Consider the following 14103-nt stretch of genomic DNA (forward strand, 5'->3'; position numbering starts at 1 on the left):
TATAATTTTTATGTCCATATTACCAATTGTAATTGCTCCTGATGAAAGATTAATCACACGTGCCAGTGAAGTAACAGATATAAACGATAAAATTAAAGAATTAGTAAACGACATGTTCGAAACTATGTATGATGCAGAAGGTCTTGGCCTTGCTGCAGTGCAAGTTGGAGTGTTGAAGAGAATTTTTGTTATGGATGTTCAGCTAGAAACAATTGAAAATGAGCCAGTAGGGTATGAGTCGATTGGCAAATTTTGCATGATTAATCCAGAAATTACGGAATTATCTGATGAAGAAGTGACTCTCAAGGAAGGATGTCTTTCTATTCCAGAGCAAAGCTATGAAATTAAGCGTCCAAAATATTTGACTGTGAAATATAAGGATTTAAATAATGAGGAACAGACGCTAAAAGCTTGCGGCTGGCTTGCAAGGTGTATTCAGCATGAATTAGATCACTTAAACGGCATATTATATATTAGACATTTATCTAAGTTGAAGTATGATATGGCAATGACAAAAGCACAGAAGATTAAAAAGCAACATGAGTAAGGAAGATCTAGAATTACTAAAGTTTTACCATGAAGTGGGCGTTGATTGCACACTAACAGAGGATGAAGAGGAAAAAGAGCTGGAGAGCAAAGAACCTTCTGTTATTCAAACTGGGACCCAGAAGAAAGATGCAGATACGTGCTGGAATGACACTAAAGATGGAAAAGAGCCTCAAAACTTCTTTCCAAGTGATTGGATAATCGAAGCAAGGAAACTTGCAAGTAAATGTAGTAGTGTGGATGAACTAAGAAGTGCAGTTGAATCATTTGAAGGTTGTGAGATAAAAAAAACTGCAACCAATACTGTTTTTTCTGATGGCAATTCAAACGCGAAAATTATGCTTGTTGGTGAAGCTCCAGGAGCAAATGAAGACCTTCAAGGCATACCATTTTGTGGTGCAAGTGGAATGTTGCTTGATAAGATGCTCAGCGCAATAAATCTTGATCGCACTAAGGTATACATAAGCAATACCGTATTTTGGCGCCCACCTGGCAATAGAAAGCCAACCGACCTAGAGCTTGATATGTGCAGACCATTTGTTGAGAAGCATATTGCACTAGTTTCACCACAGATTTTGGTTTTAGTCGGGGGAATTGCGTGTTATAGCCTTCTTGATAACACAAAAACTATATCAACCTTGCGTAGCAGATTTCATACGTATACTAACCAATATTTGTCCAATTCAATCACTACAGCTGCTATATTTCACCCAGCTTACCTACTGCGTCAGCCAATGCAAAAACGTTTAGCCTGGGAGGATTTAAAGAAGATTAGGGAGTATCTTGATAATACCAATACCTGTACAAATACTTAACGTAAAATCAACCACTATCACAGAAACTTACTTGGATAAAGCTGGTCTCGAATTTGTGCCTTTGTAAACAACGATGTAGACTAGAAGTGCGGAATTGTAGACTGCAGAGCATAAAGGCAGTCGTCTAATGGTAGCAGCGTATGTTTGCGAAATGCAACAATTACAACTTCCTCTCTTCCAGAGTTAAAACAGTCGATTTGGATGCTTTGGAGCATCTTTGGTAAATGAGCGTTTTCTCCATTTAACAATAGTTTTTGGATTAAGGTTGTAGTTCTTTGCTATGCTCTCTTTACTATTTTGTATTGCTCTACGAATTGCCTCTGTTGTTCTGGCGCACCCATGTAACCATAATTCCTCCTTTGATGGTATTGTTTTCTCATATTTTATCATACCATCACACTGTGGGACTGTACATCTTATACCAAATCTCATAAATAAGTAGGCAAATAACTCACAGAACAAATGGTTTTGATTGAACTTTCCGTAATATTACGAATGAATGCATATACAGTATCCTCCAATAAACTAACAGAGTCATATATTCTATTTTTAATGAGATTGTCTTTCAAATATTGCCATAAACGCTCTACTGGATTTAACTCTGGTGAATATGGAGGTAAATAGATTAAGGTAATATTTTGTGGTATTTTTAAACCTTTGGATCTATGCCATCCTGCACAATCCACAACAAGAAATGCCTCCCTTGTTCCTAAATATTGTGACATCTGCTCAAGGAATATATTCATACAATCAGTATTGACGTTTGGTGCGAATAAGCTAGAACTCTCTCCATTTCTAGGATTAACTGCACTATAGAGATAAAAGTTTTGCCTACCTAATTTTACCTTAACCTGTGTCCTAATGCCTTTTTTAAACCATCCGTGTCCAATCTTTGAATGTGTGCCAAACCGCGACTCATCGAAGAAAAATAGCTCTTTTTCGTGATACGTGACAATAGTTTCATTAAGATTTTTTTTTAAACTCTTCTTGTTTATTTTTATCCTGTTTATTGTGCACAGGCCTTGGAGTAATATACGAAAAACCTAACTTTTGCATCAGTCTATGTGCTGTAGACTTACTTACCTCAATAGAAAACATTTTCTCAATTATGATTTTTAATTGTATCCGTTCAGGATAGCGGCAAGACCATAGAGTAAAAGTGAGTTTACAACAAATGGTGTCATCCCAGTCTGGGATCCAGGTTACTATATATGAAAAGTTATTATGTTTATATACTTGCAAGTGAACAAAATGGGACCCTGTATATAGGTATAACGTCAAATTTAATTAAACGAATTTGGGAGCATAAAAGCAAAGCCATTTCCAGTTTCACGTCAAAGTACAATGTTATACCAATTCCTATTACATAACAAACAAATAGACAATAGAAGTGAGAAGGTTATACTAAGGCAGTATAATGATGGAGTTTTGGAATGGCATTGGTATCAAAATTATTAGACGAAAAAGTTGTGGATTTAGCAAAGGAAATGTTGAAAAAAGTAAGGAATAATGCATATGTTTCAAAGAAATTACAAGCCGTAATAGCAGCCAAAAAGCACAGTATATCGGAGGTAGCAAGAGTGTGTAAAATCTCGAGAACCGCATTGACTGAATGACCTAAAATTTGGAAGGATAGAAAAACTGTTTGCGCCGCCTGAGCGCCGTAGAAAAAGTATACTAAATCAGAGTCAACGCGGGCAAATTGAGATGTGGATAGAAGAAAATCCGAACATTACTATTAAAGAAGTAAAAGTGAAGATATTAGAAGAATTTGGCTTAAATATCAGCAAATCTACAGTTCACAGCGAGATGCAAAAGATCTACATAACACCACGACCAATGCACCATAAACAAGATCCAAAAAAACAGGAAGAATTCAAAAAAAAATCTCAATGAGAAAGTAAATTCATATCCTCAAAAAGAGGTATTTTTCTTCGATGAATCTCGATTTGGAACGCATTCAAAAGTTGGACATGGATGGTTTAAAAAAGGTATGAGAACGCAGGTAAAGGTGAAAATAGGTAGAGAAAATTTCTATCTTTATAGTGCTGTAAACCCAGAAGTGGAGAAGATTTCAGCCTATTTGCACCAAACGTAAACACTGATTGTATGAACATATTTTTGGAGCAAATGTCGAAAGATTTGGAGTCTCAAGAGGCCTTTTTAATTATGGATTGTGCTAGTTGGAAAAAGCTTAAAAGTACCACAAAATATCACCATAATTTATTTGCCACCATACTCACCAGAGCTCAATCCCGTTGAGAGGTTTTGGTTATACATAAAACACAATATTTTGCGCAATAAAATCTACGATACTATCGGCCTACTTGAGGATGTTTTGTGCAAATTTATTGTCGATCTTTCCCCTGCTACAATTAAACAAGTTTGCAATGTCTCTTATTTGTTCACTTAGTAAGGGGAGTTGGTATTAGTAAATTAGTCTACTTTGAGGAGTTTCAAGACATAAATTTAGCAATTAGTAAAGAAAAGCTTCTAAAAAGCTGGCAGAGAAAATGGAAAATAAACTTAATTGAAAAAACAAATCAAGAATGGAAAGATTTATATGATGAAATCGTATCTGGATTCCAGACTGGAATGACACCATTTGTTGTGCAAATTACCTTTGCAAACAAATGTTCGTACAGCTGTGTGTCACGCACTTTGCTTCAATATTTGCACATTAGCCACTCCCCTGAACAGATATAGTACTTTTCATAATAGTCCAAATAAGGTAAAATAAGGATTTGTAGTAGTGAAGGTAGGTATGCCAGCAGCATATAGTTATGACTTAAGGAAAAAAGCAATGGAAGCTCTAGACGAGGGAGAAAGCAGAGAAACAGTGGCAGCAAGATTTAAAATTGGACGAACTACTTTGTGGGAGTGGCAGCAAAGAAGAAAAGAAACAGGTGACTTTCAATCAAAAAAACTTGGAAATGGAGGTTACAATCACAAAATTACCGACTGGGATGCCTTTGCTAAATTTGCCAGAGAAAACGGAGGAAAGACTCTATTGGAAATGGCTAAACTTTGGAGCAACGTTAGTATCCAAACTATCCACCGAGCCCTGAAAAAAATTGGATTTACACGCAAAAAAAGACCTATGGGTACAAGGAAAGAAGCGAAGAAAAACGTGCTAAATTCTTGAAAATTATAGCAACAAAAGAACCTAAAAACTTAGTGTATATAGATGAGTCTGGCATTGACAACACTGAAGACTACCCCTATGGATATTGTCAGAAGGGACAGCGGTTTTATGCCCTAAAATCTGGGAAGAAAACTCAACGAATCAGTATGATTGCAGCTTTAAGTGAAAGAAAAATAGTTGCTCCATTAACCTTTGAAGGCCACTGTAATATGGATATTTTTAATGGATGGTTTGAGCAATTTTTGATACCGACCTTGGAACCTGGACAAACTGTCATTCTTGACAATGCTACTTTTCATAAGTCTGATAAGATCATTAAGCTTGCTAAAGGGATTGGTGCAGAAATTTTGTATCTGCCACCGTATTCTCCAGATTTTAACAAAATTGAACATCATTGGTTTGCTATAAAAAACAGAGTCAGGAAAAACATTCCTCTATTCAAGTCTTTTCGTCATGCTGTTGATTCTGCCTTTCTATGATCTGTTCGGATTATTATGAGAAGTGCTATACTTTTAATTTCTTAGCCGTTAGGTTGGCTCCTTCTTCTGCTATGACATTTTTAATTTCTTCTTGCTGCTTGTAGCTCAACTTCGGCTTTACTCCACGTCCTGGTTGTATTTTAAACGCATTTACTCCGCCAACAATGTTGCAAAAAACATAAAATTAGAGAAAAGCATTTCTCGAAAACTTCTGTGTCCAAAAACAAAAGTGCCATTTATTTATAGCGCTAATAATCGATTAACCATCAGCTTCAATGAATGATATGAACATATTATTTCAAGGAAAGATCATGGGAAATAAGAGATTAGCTATACGAATTAGCTGTAGCTATGAACCTAACCGGTTGGCAGGAAAGTATTTGTTAGATGCTTATGAAAGAGCAGCGTCAAAGCAAGTAAGTCAAAAAAACTTAAAACATAAAAATGGGATTCAAGGAGGATCAAATGGTAACAGTGAGTTTATATGCAAGAGTTTCTTCGGGGAAACAAGCGCAAGAAAATACAATAGCAAGCCAAGTTGCAGCTTTAGAGAAGCAAATTAGTATGGATTGGTACAGATGTGAGTATAAATTTATTGATACGGCTACAGTGTTAGTCCGTCCTGGTCTAGAAAAATTACGTGATAAAGTAATAGAAGGCAAAATTGACAGGATTTACATTCATTCTCCTGATCGTTTATCTAGAAAATATGCATATCAAATGGTATTGCTTGAAGAATTTCAGAAAGCAGGAGCAGAAGCGGTTTTTTTAAATTATGAGATTAACGATAACCCAGAATCCCAATTGCTGTTACAAATGCAAGGTATGATAGCAGAATATGAACGTGCAAAAATTATGGAACGAGGAGAGTAGACCAGCGGAACTTCCCCACCAGCCTCTCGCAGAACCTTACTATTACCCACAAGTATAGAATTCATGAGCAAGTCTCCATCCTTCTGCTAAATCAAAGAGACGTTTCCATCCCTTCCACAAAGCTATAGGGCCTGGTTCTAAGTCATTTTTGCGAGCTAAAAACCCTCCTAACTTGCCCACCCACCTCACAATTTCTCTTATAGGTGGTGGAGTCTCAGGATAGTTTTTTGTCTTAGAACCTGTTCATAATCTTTTAAGGAGTAAAGAAGTGAAAGCAAGAACGACCATTTGTAAGCTAGTGTTGAGTTTCCGCTCGCAATTTTTCCACAAACGCCTACATTTTTCCAACCAAGCAAAAGAGCGCTCAACAACCCATCTCTTTGGCAGTACAACAAAGGTGTGTAATTCACTTCGCTTTATTACTTCGACCGTCGAACCAATAGTTGCTTTTATTTGTGTTGCAAAATTTTCTCCAGTGTAGCCTGCATCAACAAGTATATTTTTAACTTCAGAGAGTTTTTCTTTAGCATTTTCGACCATTTTCATGGCACTGCTGCGGTCGGTTGCTTCTGCCGTTGTTACATAAATCGCGTGTGGTAAACCTTGTGTATCTACTGCAATATGGCGCTTTATTCCTGAAATTTTTTTACCTGCATCGTAGCCCTTATTTTCAGCAGTATCTGCATTTTTTACGCTCTGAGCATCAATTATACAAAAACTAGTTCTTTCTTTCCGACCATTGCTGATACGTGTCTCTCCAACTAATTTTTTTTAATACACGCTCCAAAGTACTTTCTGTATCTTCGCTTGGTTTTTCACTCCATTTTTTAAAATATTCGTAACAACTTCGCCATTTTGGAAAATCTTTTGGCAGCATTCTCCACTGACAGGCACTTTTTAGGACGTACAGCACTGCACAAAATACATCATACAAATCAAGTTTTCTTGGTTTTGTTTTCTTCCTACTACTCTCCAGAATTGATCTGATTTTTTCAAATTGTTCTCGACTTATGTCACTTGGGTATAAATTTCTCATATATCCTTATTCATATACATCATCTCATAGTTTATCACTTTTTTGAGATTATGAACAGGTTCTAAGAGAAATTTGCCTTCCTTACCAGAGGATGTAAAGCCAAGTATTAAAGACGCAATAAAAGAGTATCTTGAGACTGATCCTATTGGTAACGGTGTATTGTTACGCAATAGATTAAAGGGACATAGAAGAATAAAAGTTGCTGATGATTACCGTATTGTCTACCGTGTAAATACTGCAAAACGTACAGTAACTATTGTTTCAATAGGACATAGGGACAACATTTATAATCAGGCAATATTAGACCTACTAAAACATTAAATATATTCTATATATCTGTCCTTTCCTGTGTCAATTAGAAGATATTCTATAAACATTAAATATATTATTATACAGCCCTCCTTCCTGATCCATTCTCTACCTTAGGTGGCTTTGCTCAGCTCAAAAAAAACTCATTTTTTTGGTACATCCCCCTATAAATTATATACTATATTATATTTTATATATAATATAGTATATAATTAAGGGAGAGGCGACGAAAACAAGACTTAGAGTTTGAGGAGCCTCCGGTTCAAGGTAGAGAATGGATCAGGAAGGAGGGCTCAGGGTCGATGGACGTTGAGTTGTTTAATGATTACATCAACTTAATTCCAGAGAGATCAACTATGTTTTTGTAGAAAGTTCAGCAAGCCTTGTGCGAAACCCTGTTTTCAAACCATAATGTTCGTGTAAGTGTTGTCATTTTTAACTTTTTATAGTATTCTTGCATATTGAAACTATAAAATTCAATTTATGTACTTACGCTCTATAACCCAAGTTTTAGAAAGATTTTCTAAGCTTTATCCTGCTTTGGGCATTACAGGACCTAGACAGTCTGGTAAAACAACTATTGCAAAAACGTTGTTTAAGCATTTGCCATACGTATCTTTAGAAAATATTGACACTCGTTTTCAAGCGCAAAATGATCCTAGGGCATTTCTAGCTAATTATCAGCAGGGCGCTATTTTTGATGAAGTACAGCACGTACCTGAGTTGTTGTCATATCTTCAAGAAATAGCTGATGAATCTCCTGTAAAGGGTCGATATGTACTAACAGGGTCTCAAAATTTTGCTCTTAGTCATCATGTTTCTCAATCTCTTTCAGGGCGCATAGGCATGACAACACTATTGCCCCTCAGTTTATCTGAGCTTGGTATGCCTATAAACATTAATTCAGCTATTTTTAAGGGAGGGTATCCTGGGTTACATAACATTAACATGCATCCACTGGATTTCTATCCTAGTTATATCCAAACCTACATTGAGCGAGACGTTCGACAACTTAAAAATATTGAAAATATTGGTAGATTCCAAACCTTCCTCAAACTGTGTGCAGGTCGAGTAGGTCAGATTCTTAATTTATCATCTTTTGCTCAAGATTGTGGCATTTCTCATACAACTATGCGGCAGTGGCTGAATATTTTGGAAGCTAGTTACCTAATATTTTTTCTTCAACCATTTCACCAAAGTTTCAACAAGCGTTTAATCAAGATGCCAAAGTTATACTTCTATGACACTGGTCTTGCTTGTACGCTCCTTGGCCTTGAAAAGGAAAGTCAACTAGAAACACACTACCTTAAAGGAGCTCTGTTTGAAAATTTGATTGTTTTGGAGATTTTCAAGAAGCGCCTCAATCAGGGATTACCTGCCAATCTATACTTTTGGCGTGACCGAACAGGACATGAGGTAGATCTACTAGCAGAATGGGGTGGTAACATTCATGCTATTGAAATTAAGGCTGGTTCCACGTTTCAGAGTGATTTTATTAAAAATGTACAGTATTTCTGTGAACTCTCTCAAACAGCTAAGGGGTATTTAATCTACACAGGTCAGCAGAATGGTTCACACGCAAAAGTTAAACTTGTGCCGATAAATGAAATAGATCAAATATCAGAATAAAAACATTACTTACAATTCAATAATTCTCCAAAATCAATTATGTTTGAAAAGTAATCGCTGTCTATAACGTCGTCACTCACACCATTAACGTGAATAAGGACTGGACGACATGAAAAGCCTTTTGGACGCTTTAGTGTATCTATTTTCTTTTGTACTTCTTGTACTATTGAATGACCGATTTTATTTTTTGAAAATTTGATTTCGCAAATGTAGAGAGTGTTAAACCTTGTTTGAATCATGTAATCAATTTGACAACCAGCACCTGTCTTCCTCTGAAAAAATGGATTTTCGCTTACTATTCCATCAATTCTCAAGATATTATGTATGCTCTTTCTATTGTTAAGCACCAAATTTTCAAACTGAAGTCCAATAATTGTATGCCACTCTCCTGGAGATCTCATAGAGTAGGTGTCACGATTAATTTTCCCTAGATCTTTTTCAATATATTTTAGATAAAACCTTAAATAATTATCTTTAAGTCTGTACCTTCTGAGTCGTGAATCAGTACCCGTTTTTATATTCCAAGTGTGATCCCTTGCAATAAAACCAGCAAGCTCGAGCTCATGTAGATACTCAGAAATGCGTCCGTGTCTTGCAATGTTTAAAGCAGTACAAATTTCTTCCTGTTCTTTAGCTCCAGTAGAAAGAGCTCTCACTATTTGCTTATAAAAAGCTGTTTTTCGCATGAATAGATCTGAAAATATTTGGTCAAACTCCTCAACTAAAAATCCACCTTTTGTAAAACAAAGCTTTTTAATATTTTCTTCAGCACCATGTTTAAAGTTTACCTCTTCTAAATACTTTGGAATTCCACCAGTTACTGCAAGCACCTTAAACTTTTCGTATGCTGAAATATTTTTTGGCCAAAATTCATTGCAATCAGAAAGTGATAACTCCCCGAGTGTTAAAGTCAACGATATTCTTCCCACAAAACCAGTACTACTAAGTATATTTTTTTCGATCCAGGATGAAGCTGATCCACAAACAACAAAAATTAGCTTGTTATTATTTTTTAGCTGTGTATCCCAAAAATTCTTTATTTTGCCTAAAAAAGTTGGATCTTTTGAGCCCATCCAAGAAATTTCATCAAATAGCAATAATATTTTCCCTGATAGTAGACGTTCACCAACTGACCATACTCCAATCATCATATCTAGCAAAAGACGTATTAAATTGTCTAGCAACTTGTCTAGAAAATTCATTAAGTTGGTGGGATATTGTAGTATGCTTTTCTGGTGGCAAACCTATAAATGAGTAATATTGCTCAAAATACTTACCAAACTCTTGAATTAAACGACTTTTTCCTATACGACGCCTTCCTTTGACTACTACAAAAGAAGCAGTATTTTTTTCTGTAAGTTCCAGTAGTTGCTTTAACTCAGCTTGCCTACCAATAAATAATGGAGACATAAAACATGAAATATAAATCTTTGTCTCCATTATACACAATGAAATTGGAGACGTAAATAAGTAAATTTTGATCTTTGTCTCTATTTTGAACTATCGAGTTATAAAAATAAACCAATCCAAATAGCAATACAAACAATTTTACTATTATTTAATTGCTAGTCTGGTATGTTAGGCAATCGTGTTTGGTACAGAAATGGATAACTATGCGGGAATTACTAAACGTGTTGCAGCGTATGTAGTTGACCAAATGATATTTTATCTAATTTTTGGTTTATTACTTTTATTCACATTACACAGATCACCCTACGCTGATTTGTCCAATGCTGACCTATTTGATGCTGTTCTTTCCTATACAACCTTTATGTCAGTACAAGATACAGTGTTAGGAGCACTAATGTTTGTAGTATTAGAAGCATTAATGATAACAAAATTTGGCTGGACTCCAGGGAAATTTTTATGTGGTATATGTATAAAAGATGCAAACAAAATTAAAAACGCTACTCTAACGCAAGCAGCAGTAAGGAGTAGTTTTAAGGTATTTTTGTGGGTACCCAGCTATATTTCTGAATGGTTTTTAGTTTTACCAATATTGGCCCTATTACTTGCAATATTTGACCAACGCAAGCAGTTTTTCTACGACAAAATTGTAAAAACAGTGGTAATTGATTACAAACCTGAAAAACATCACTTAAATTTAAACTATGTAGGAATAACTAGGCGCGTGGTAGCATACATTATTGACCGTTTTATTATTACGGGTATTTCTTTAGTCTTTTTCTATTTTGCAGAAATGACTTTTAACCCTACCAGGGCTGAACTATTAGCCACGTACTTATCTTTTTTGCTACCAATAGTATTTGGAGTATACATGATAAGAAGATTTAGCGGTACTCCAGGACAACTATTATGCAGTATTCACATAAAAGATGCAAATACACTTGGAAATATTACCCTAATGCAAGCAGCAATCAGATGTGTTTTGTTTGAAGTTACTACTTTGATATTGGATTATATATTCACGATGAATATATTTTTTGATTCGCTTGATAAGTATACTTCTAAATGGTGGTTTGATCCCTTAACAGACTTAACCTTTACAGCTATAATACTAATTTTTATATTTGCAATATTTGACAAACGCAAGCAATTTCTTCATGATAAAATTGCAAAGACAGTGGCAATATACCACAAATCTTCAAGATAATTTCTCTCCTTGCTGTACGTTACATGCCTACTGTGGTTGATGTGATTCTTTTAATACTAGTTTCAAATAAACTACGTGATTTCTTGCAATAAAATCAATTTTCTAATCAACATGGAAAAAAATTGTTGACACTAAAAATATCCGTGTTACAAGCAAGGCTATAGTTAGTATTTACATAAATTGTTTACGACTATTTAGTTTTATAGTGAAGGTAATTTTTTAGTTACACTTTGAGGAGGGTGAAATGAAACAACAACCAACTAATGATGGAGCTATAAGAGATAATGTTATTCAGCTATTACAGCCTAGTGTTTTAAAGCAAAGAAATCTTAATGATAAAATTAGTCATGAAGAAATAAGCAGATTAATAAATGATATTATAAGTTTAAGCGAAGATAATACGGGTGAACTTCGTCGTTCAAAGCGAAGCAAAAAATGTAAGAAAGGTTCAAGTAAGCAGCATGCATGGAATAAGTGGAATACGGAGAAGCTGACCTTACCCAGAAAAAGTAGAGAGGAAGTTAAGCCATTTTCATTATGAAAATGATGAATCAAATTTTTCAGGAATGCAATAGTTAATAGTAGAATGTCTACGTTGTTTGTTATAAAAAATTTCTATGTATTCAAATATTGCGGTTCTAGCTTGTTGTGCGGAGTGTTGTGAGGTATCAATGAGTAATTCCCTCTTTAGTGAACTAAAAAAGCTCTCCGAAACAGCATTATCGTAACAACAACCTTTGTGACTCATGCTAGAAATAATACTTTTTGTATTCAGTAAAAATTGATAATTTTTAGAGGTATATTGTGAACCTTGATCACTATGAAATAGCAGATCTTTGGCTGGTTTGCGCTTATCAACAGCCATCAATAAAGCATCTATGCTTAGTTATTGTACTACTCATTAACTACCATACGTGAATATAGATCAATTATTGCTGCCAAATATAGCCAACCATCCTTAGTTTTTATGTATGTATAGCACTTCTCATAATAATCCGAACAGATCATAGAAAGGCAGAATCAACAGCATGACGAAAAGACTTGAATAGAGGAATGTTTTTCCTGACTCTGTTTTTTATAGCAAACCAATGATGTTCAATTTTGTTAAAATCTGGAGAATACGGTGGCAGATACAAAATTTCTGCACCAATCCCTTTAGCAAGCTTAATGATCTTATCAGACTTATGAAAAGTAGCATTGTCAAGAATGACAGTTTGTCCAGGTTCCAAGGTCGGTATCAAAAATTGCTCAAACCATCCATTAAAAATATCCATATTACAGTGGCCTTCAAAGGTTAATGGAGCAACTATTTTTCTTTCACTTAAAGCTGCAATCATACTGATTCGTTGAGTTTTCTTCCCAGATTTTAGGGCATAAAACCGCTGTCCCTTCTGACAATATCCATAGGGGTAGTCTTCAGTGTTGTCAATGCCAGACTCATCTATATACACTAAGTTTTTAGGTTCTTTTGTTGCTATAATTTTCAAGAATTTAGCACGTTTTTCTTCGCTTCTTTCCTTGTACCCATAGGTCTTTTTTTGCGTGTAAATCCAATTTTTTTCAGGGCTCGGTGGATAGTTTGGATACTAACGTTGCTCCAAAGTTTAGCCATTTCCAATAGAGTCTTTCCTCCGTTTTCTCTGGCAAATTTAGCAAAGGCATCCCAGTCGGTAATTTTGTGATTGTAACCTCCATTTCCAAGTTTTTTTGATTGAAAGTCACCTGTTTCTTTTCTTCTTTGCTGCCACTCCCACAAAGTAGTTCGTCCAATTTTAAATCTTGCTGCCACTGTTTCTCTGCTTTCTCCCTCGTCTAGAGCTTCCATTGCTTTTTTCCTTAAGTCATAACTATATGCTGCTGGCATACCTACCTTCACTACTACAAATCCTTATTTTACCTTATTTGGACTATTATGAAAAGTACTATAATATCAGTTACCCATACTTTGTTTGGCTGACTAGTAGTAAAGTTTTGGTCCAATATATTGGGAGCTATTGTCAGTCTGCTGTTTTTTGCTTTTGAATCTTCGCCTCAGTCTAGCTTGAATGCCATTTTTTTGCATGACATCCTGCACTGTTTTGATGTTGCAATTTTTACCTAAAGCCTTTAGTTCAGCATGAATTTTAGGTGCACCATATCTACAATTAGATGCTTGGTATATTTTTTGAATATCTGCTAGAAACTGCTCCCTTGTTGATTCTTTGCTGCTTTTCTTCTTACTAGTCCATTTGTAGTAGCCGCTAGCAGAAAATCCTGCATAACTCCTGTACTTTATAGTAGTTTCTATGCTTTTTGATAAATAAATATTTTACTCTTTGTGACTTGCCCAGGGCTTTTTTTAAAATGTCTCTTTCTCTAGTAACTCTTGTTAGTTCTTTCTTTAATTCAAACTTTTCTTTATCACATGGTGCCAACTTTCCCTTACCAGGAAATGCTTCTTCTATTGATCCTTTTTCGTTATATTTTTTTATCCAGTCACTTAGTGTACTGTTATCTATTCCTAAATCTTTAGCTATTTTGCTTGCTGACTGCCCCGTTTCCTTTACCAACTTTATTGCCTCTAATTTAAATTCCACTGTGTAATTCTTTCTGTTCTTTACCATAATAAGCCCTCATGATCATGTTTTATTTTACCTCAAAAATGGCTTAACTTCCTC

The 14103-nt window shown here is 35.2% G+C and carries 14 protein-coding genes and 6 pseudogenes; 11 read left to right on the plus strand and 9 right to left on the minus strand.

Translation table 11 applies throughout. From position 1 onward, the window contains the following. Positions 1-10: 10 nt before the first annotated feature. Together def and NBW39_RS03360 are read left to right on the plus strand one after the other, a co-directional pair. Entirely contained in the window at positions 11-547 is a 537-nt protein-coding gene (gene def, locus NBW39_RS03355; protein ID WP_250295611.1) for a peptide deformylase, read from the plus strand. After that, entirely contained in the window at positions 540-1361 is an 822-nt protein-coding gene (locus tag NBW39_RS03360) for a uracil-DNA glycosylase (protein ID WP_250295612.1), read from the plus strand. Before def ends, NBW39_RS03360 begins: the two co-directional genes overlap by 8 nt. A 55-nt stretch (positions 1362-1416) precedes the next feature. Here NBW39_RS03360 and NBW39_RS03365 read toward each other — a convergent pair. Then, positions 1417-1751, minus strand: a pseudogene (locus NBW39_RS03365) (hypothetical protein); the annotation flags it as partial. Positions 1752-1789: 38 nt separating this feature from the next. After that, positions 1790-2513: pseudogene (locus NBW39_RS03370) on the minus strand (IS630 family transposase); the annotation flags it as partial. A gap of 59 nt (positions 2514-2572) precedes the next feature. On the opposite strand from NBW39_RS03370, the gene NBW39_RS03375 reads away from it, so the two are divergent. The 5 genes and pseudogenes from NBW39_RS03375 to NBW39_RS03395 all read left to right on the plus strand — a co-directional run bounded on the left by NBW39_RS03375 (position 2573) and on the right by NBW39_RS03395 (position 5858). Beyond that, positions 2573-2731 (plus strand): GIY-YIG nuclease family protein, encoded by a 159-nt coding sequence (locus tag NBW39_RS03375; protein WP_250295613.1) that lies wholly within the window; start codon positions 2573-2575, stop codon positions 2729-2731. 63 nt (positions 2732-2794) lie between these two features. Beyond that, positions 2795-3774, plus strand: a pseudogene (locus tag NBW39_RS03380) (IS630 family transposase). Beyond that, positions 3747-4067: a GIY-YIG nuclease family protein gene (locus tag NBW39_RS08970; protein WP_370273711.1), complete on the plus strand. Its 321-nt coding sequence runs from the start codon at positions 3747-3749 to the stop codon at positions 4065-4067. The pseudogene NBW39_RS03380 and the gene NBW39_RS08970 overlap by 28 nt, the downstream one beginning before the upstream one ends. 58 nt (positions 4068-4125) lie before the next feature. After that, positions 4126-4985, plus strand: a protein-coding gene (locus NBW39_RS03390) for an IS630 family transposase (RefSeq protein WP_250294642.1) whose coding sequence is annotated in 2 segments (ribosomal slippage) — positions 4126-4450 and positions 4450-4985 — 861 coding nt in all. Because the reading frame shifts where the segments join, the coding sequence is not laid out codon by codon here. A gap of 465 nt (positions 4986-5450) precedes the next feature. After that, a complete protein-coding gene (locus NBW39_RS03395) occupies positions 5451-5858 on the plus strand; it encodes a recombinase family protein (RefSeq protein ID WP_250295614.1) in 408 nt (135 codons plus the stop codon). Positions 5859-5900: 42 nt separating this feature from the next. Here the strand turns inward: NBW39_RS03395 and NBW39_RS03400 are convergent. Continuing rightward, positions 5901-6089 (minus strand): annotated as a pseudogene (locus NBW39_RS03400) (IS4 family transposase); the annotation flags it as partial. A gap of 12 nt (positions 6090-6101) precedes the next feature. Beyond that, positions 6102-6894, minus strand: a protein-coding gene (locus NBW39_RS03405; RefSeq protein ID WP_250294670.1) for an IS5 family transposase whose coding sequence is annotated in 2 segments (ribosomal slippage) — positions 6102-6629 and positions 6631-6894 — 792 coding nt in all. Because the reading frame shifts where the segments join, the coding sequence is not laid out codon by codon here. Positions 6895-6966: 72 nt separating this feature from the next. On the opposite strand from NBW39_RS03405, the gene NBW39_RS03410 reads away from it, so the two are divergent. Next, positions 6967-7215 carry a type II toxin-antitoxin system RelE family toxin gene (locus NBW39_RS03410; protein WP_250295615.1) on the plus strand — a complete coding sequence of 83 codons (249 nt, stop codon included), beginning with the start codon at positions 6967-6969 and terminating at the stop codon, positions 7213-7215. 471 nt (positions 7216-7686) lie between these two features. Next, a complete protein-coding gene (locus tag NBW39_RS03415; RefSeq protein ID WP_250295616.1) occupies positions 7687-8832 on the plus strand; it encodes an ATP-binding protein in 1146 nt (381 codons plus the stop codon). A 5-nt stretch (positions 8833-8837) separates the two neighbouring features. Here the strand turns inward: NBW39_RS03415 and NBW39_RS03420 are convergent, their stop codons facing one another. Both NBW39_RS03420 and NBW39_RS03425 read right to left on the minus strand, forming a co-directional pair. Then, entirely contained in the window at positions 8838-9992 is a 1155-nt protein-coding gene (locus NBW39_RS03420; protein WP_250295617.1) for an AAA family ATPase, read from the minus strand. Beyond that, positions 9955-10242, minus strand: a complete 288-nt coding sequence (locus NBW39_RS03425; protein WP_250295618.1) for an ATP-binding protein — start codon at positions 10240-10242, stop codon at positions 9955-9957. Before NBW39_RS03425 ends, NBW39_RS03420 begins: the two co-directional genes overlap by 38 nt. 178 nt (positions 10243-10420) lie before the next feature. Between NBW39_RS03425 and NBW39_RS03430 the strand changes: the two genes are divergently transcribed. Both NBW39_RS03430 and NBW39_RS03435 read left to right on the plus strand, forming a co-directional pair. Next, the gene (locus tag NBW39_RS03430) at positions 10421-11446 is read left to right on the plus strand and encodes an RDD family protein (protein ID WP_250295619.1); all 1026 of its coding nucleotides are present in this window, start codon (positions 10421-10423) and stop codon (positions 11444-11446) included. A 244-nt stretch (positions 11447-11690) separates the two neighbouring features. Then, the gene (locus NBW39_RS03435; protein WP_250295620.1) at positions 11691-11987 is read left to right on the plus strand and encodes a hypothetical protein; all 297 of its coding nucleotides are present in this window, start codon (positions 11691-11693) and stop codon (positions 11985-11987) included. Here NBW39_RS03435 and NBW39_RS03440 read toward each other — a convergent pair. From NBW39_RS03440 to NBW39_RS09210, 3 genes and pseudogenes are all read right to left on the minus strand, one after another. Continuing rightward, positions 11982-12421, minus strand: a pseudogene (locus NBW39_RS03440) (IS3 family transposase); the annotation flags it as partial. The gene NBW39_RS03435 and the pseudogene NBW39_RS03440 overlap by 6 nt on opposite strands. A gap of 29 nt (positions 12422-12450) precedes the next feature. Then, a protein-coding gene (locus NBW39_RS03445; protein ID WP_250294642.1) for an IS630 family transposase occupies positions 12451-13310 on the minus strand; the annotation gives its coding sequence in 2 pieces (ribosomal slippage) (positions 12451-12986 and positions 12986-13310; 861 coding nt in all). Positions 13311-13372: 62 nt separating this feature from the next. Next, a pseudogene (locus tag NBW39_RS09210) lies at positions 13373-14049 on the minus strand (IS3 family transposase); the annotation flags it as partial. Positions 14050-14103 lie beyond the last annotated feature (54 nt).

It is taken from the genome of Wolbachia endosymbiont of Oedothorax gibbosus (assembly GCF_936270435.1).
Lineage (GTDB): Bacteria > Pseudomonadota > Alphaproteobacteria > Rickettsiales > Anaplasmataceae > Wolbachia.

Excerpts from the sequence above, each read along its gene's own strand:
- NBW39_RS03360 (WP_250295612.1), top strand. The coding sequence starts at position 540 with ATGAGTAAGGAAGATCTAGAATTACTAAAGTTTTACCATGAAGTGGGC.
- def (WP_250295611.1), top strand. The coding sequence starts at position 11 with ATGTCCATATTACCAATTGTAATTGCTCCTGATGAAAGATTAATCACA.
- NBW39_RS03435 (WP_250295620.1), top strand. The coding sequence starts at position 11,691 with ATGAAACAACAACCAACTAATGATGGAGCTATAAGAGATAATGTTATT.
- NBW39_RS03425 (WP_250295618.1), bottom strand. The coding sequence starts at position 10,242 with ATGTCTCCATTATTTATTGGTAGGCAAGCTGAGTTAAAGCAACTACTG.
- NBW39_RS03395 (WP_250295614.1), top strand. The coding sequence starts at position 5,451 with ATGGTAACAGTGAGTTTATATGCAAGAGTTTCTTCGGGGAAACAAGCG.
- NBW39_RS03375 (WP_250295613.1), top strand. The coding sequence starts at position 2,573 with ATGAAAAGTTATTATGTTTATATACTTGCAAGTGAACAAAATGGGACC.
- NBW39_RS03415 (WP_250295616.1), top strand. The coding sequence starts at position 7,687 with ATGTACTTACGCTCTATAACCCAAGTTTTAGAAAGATTTTCTAAGCTT.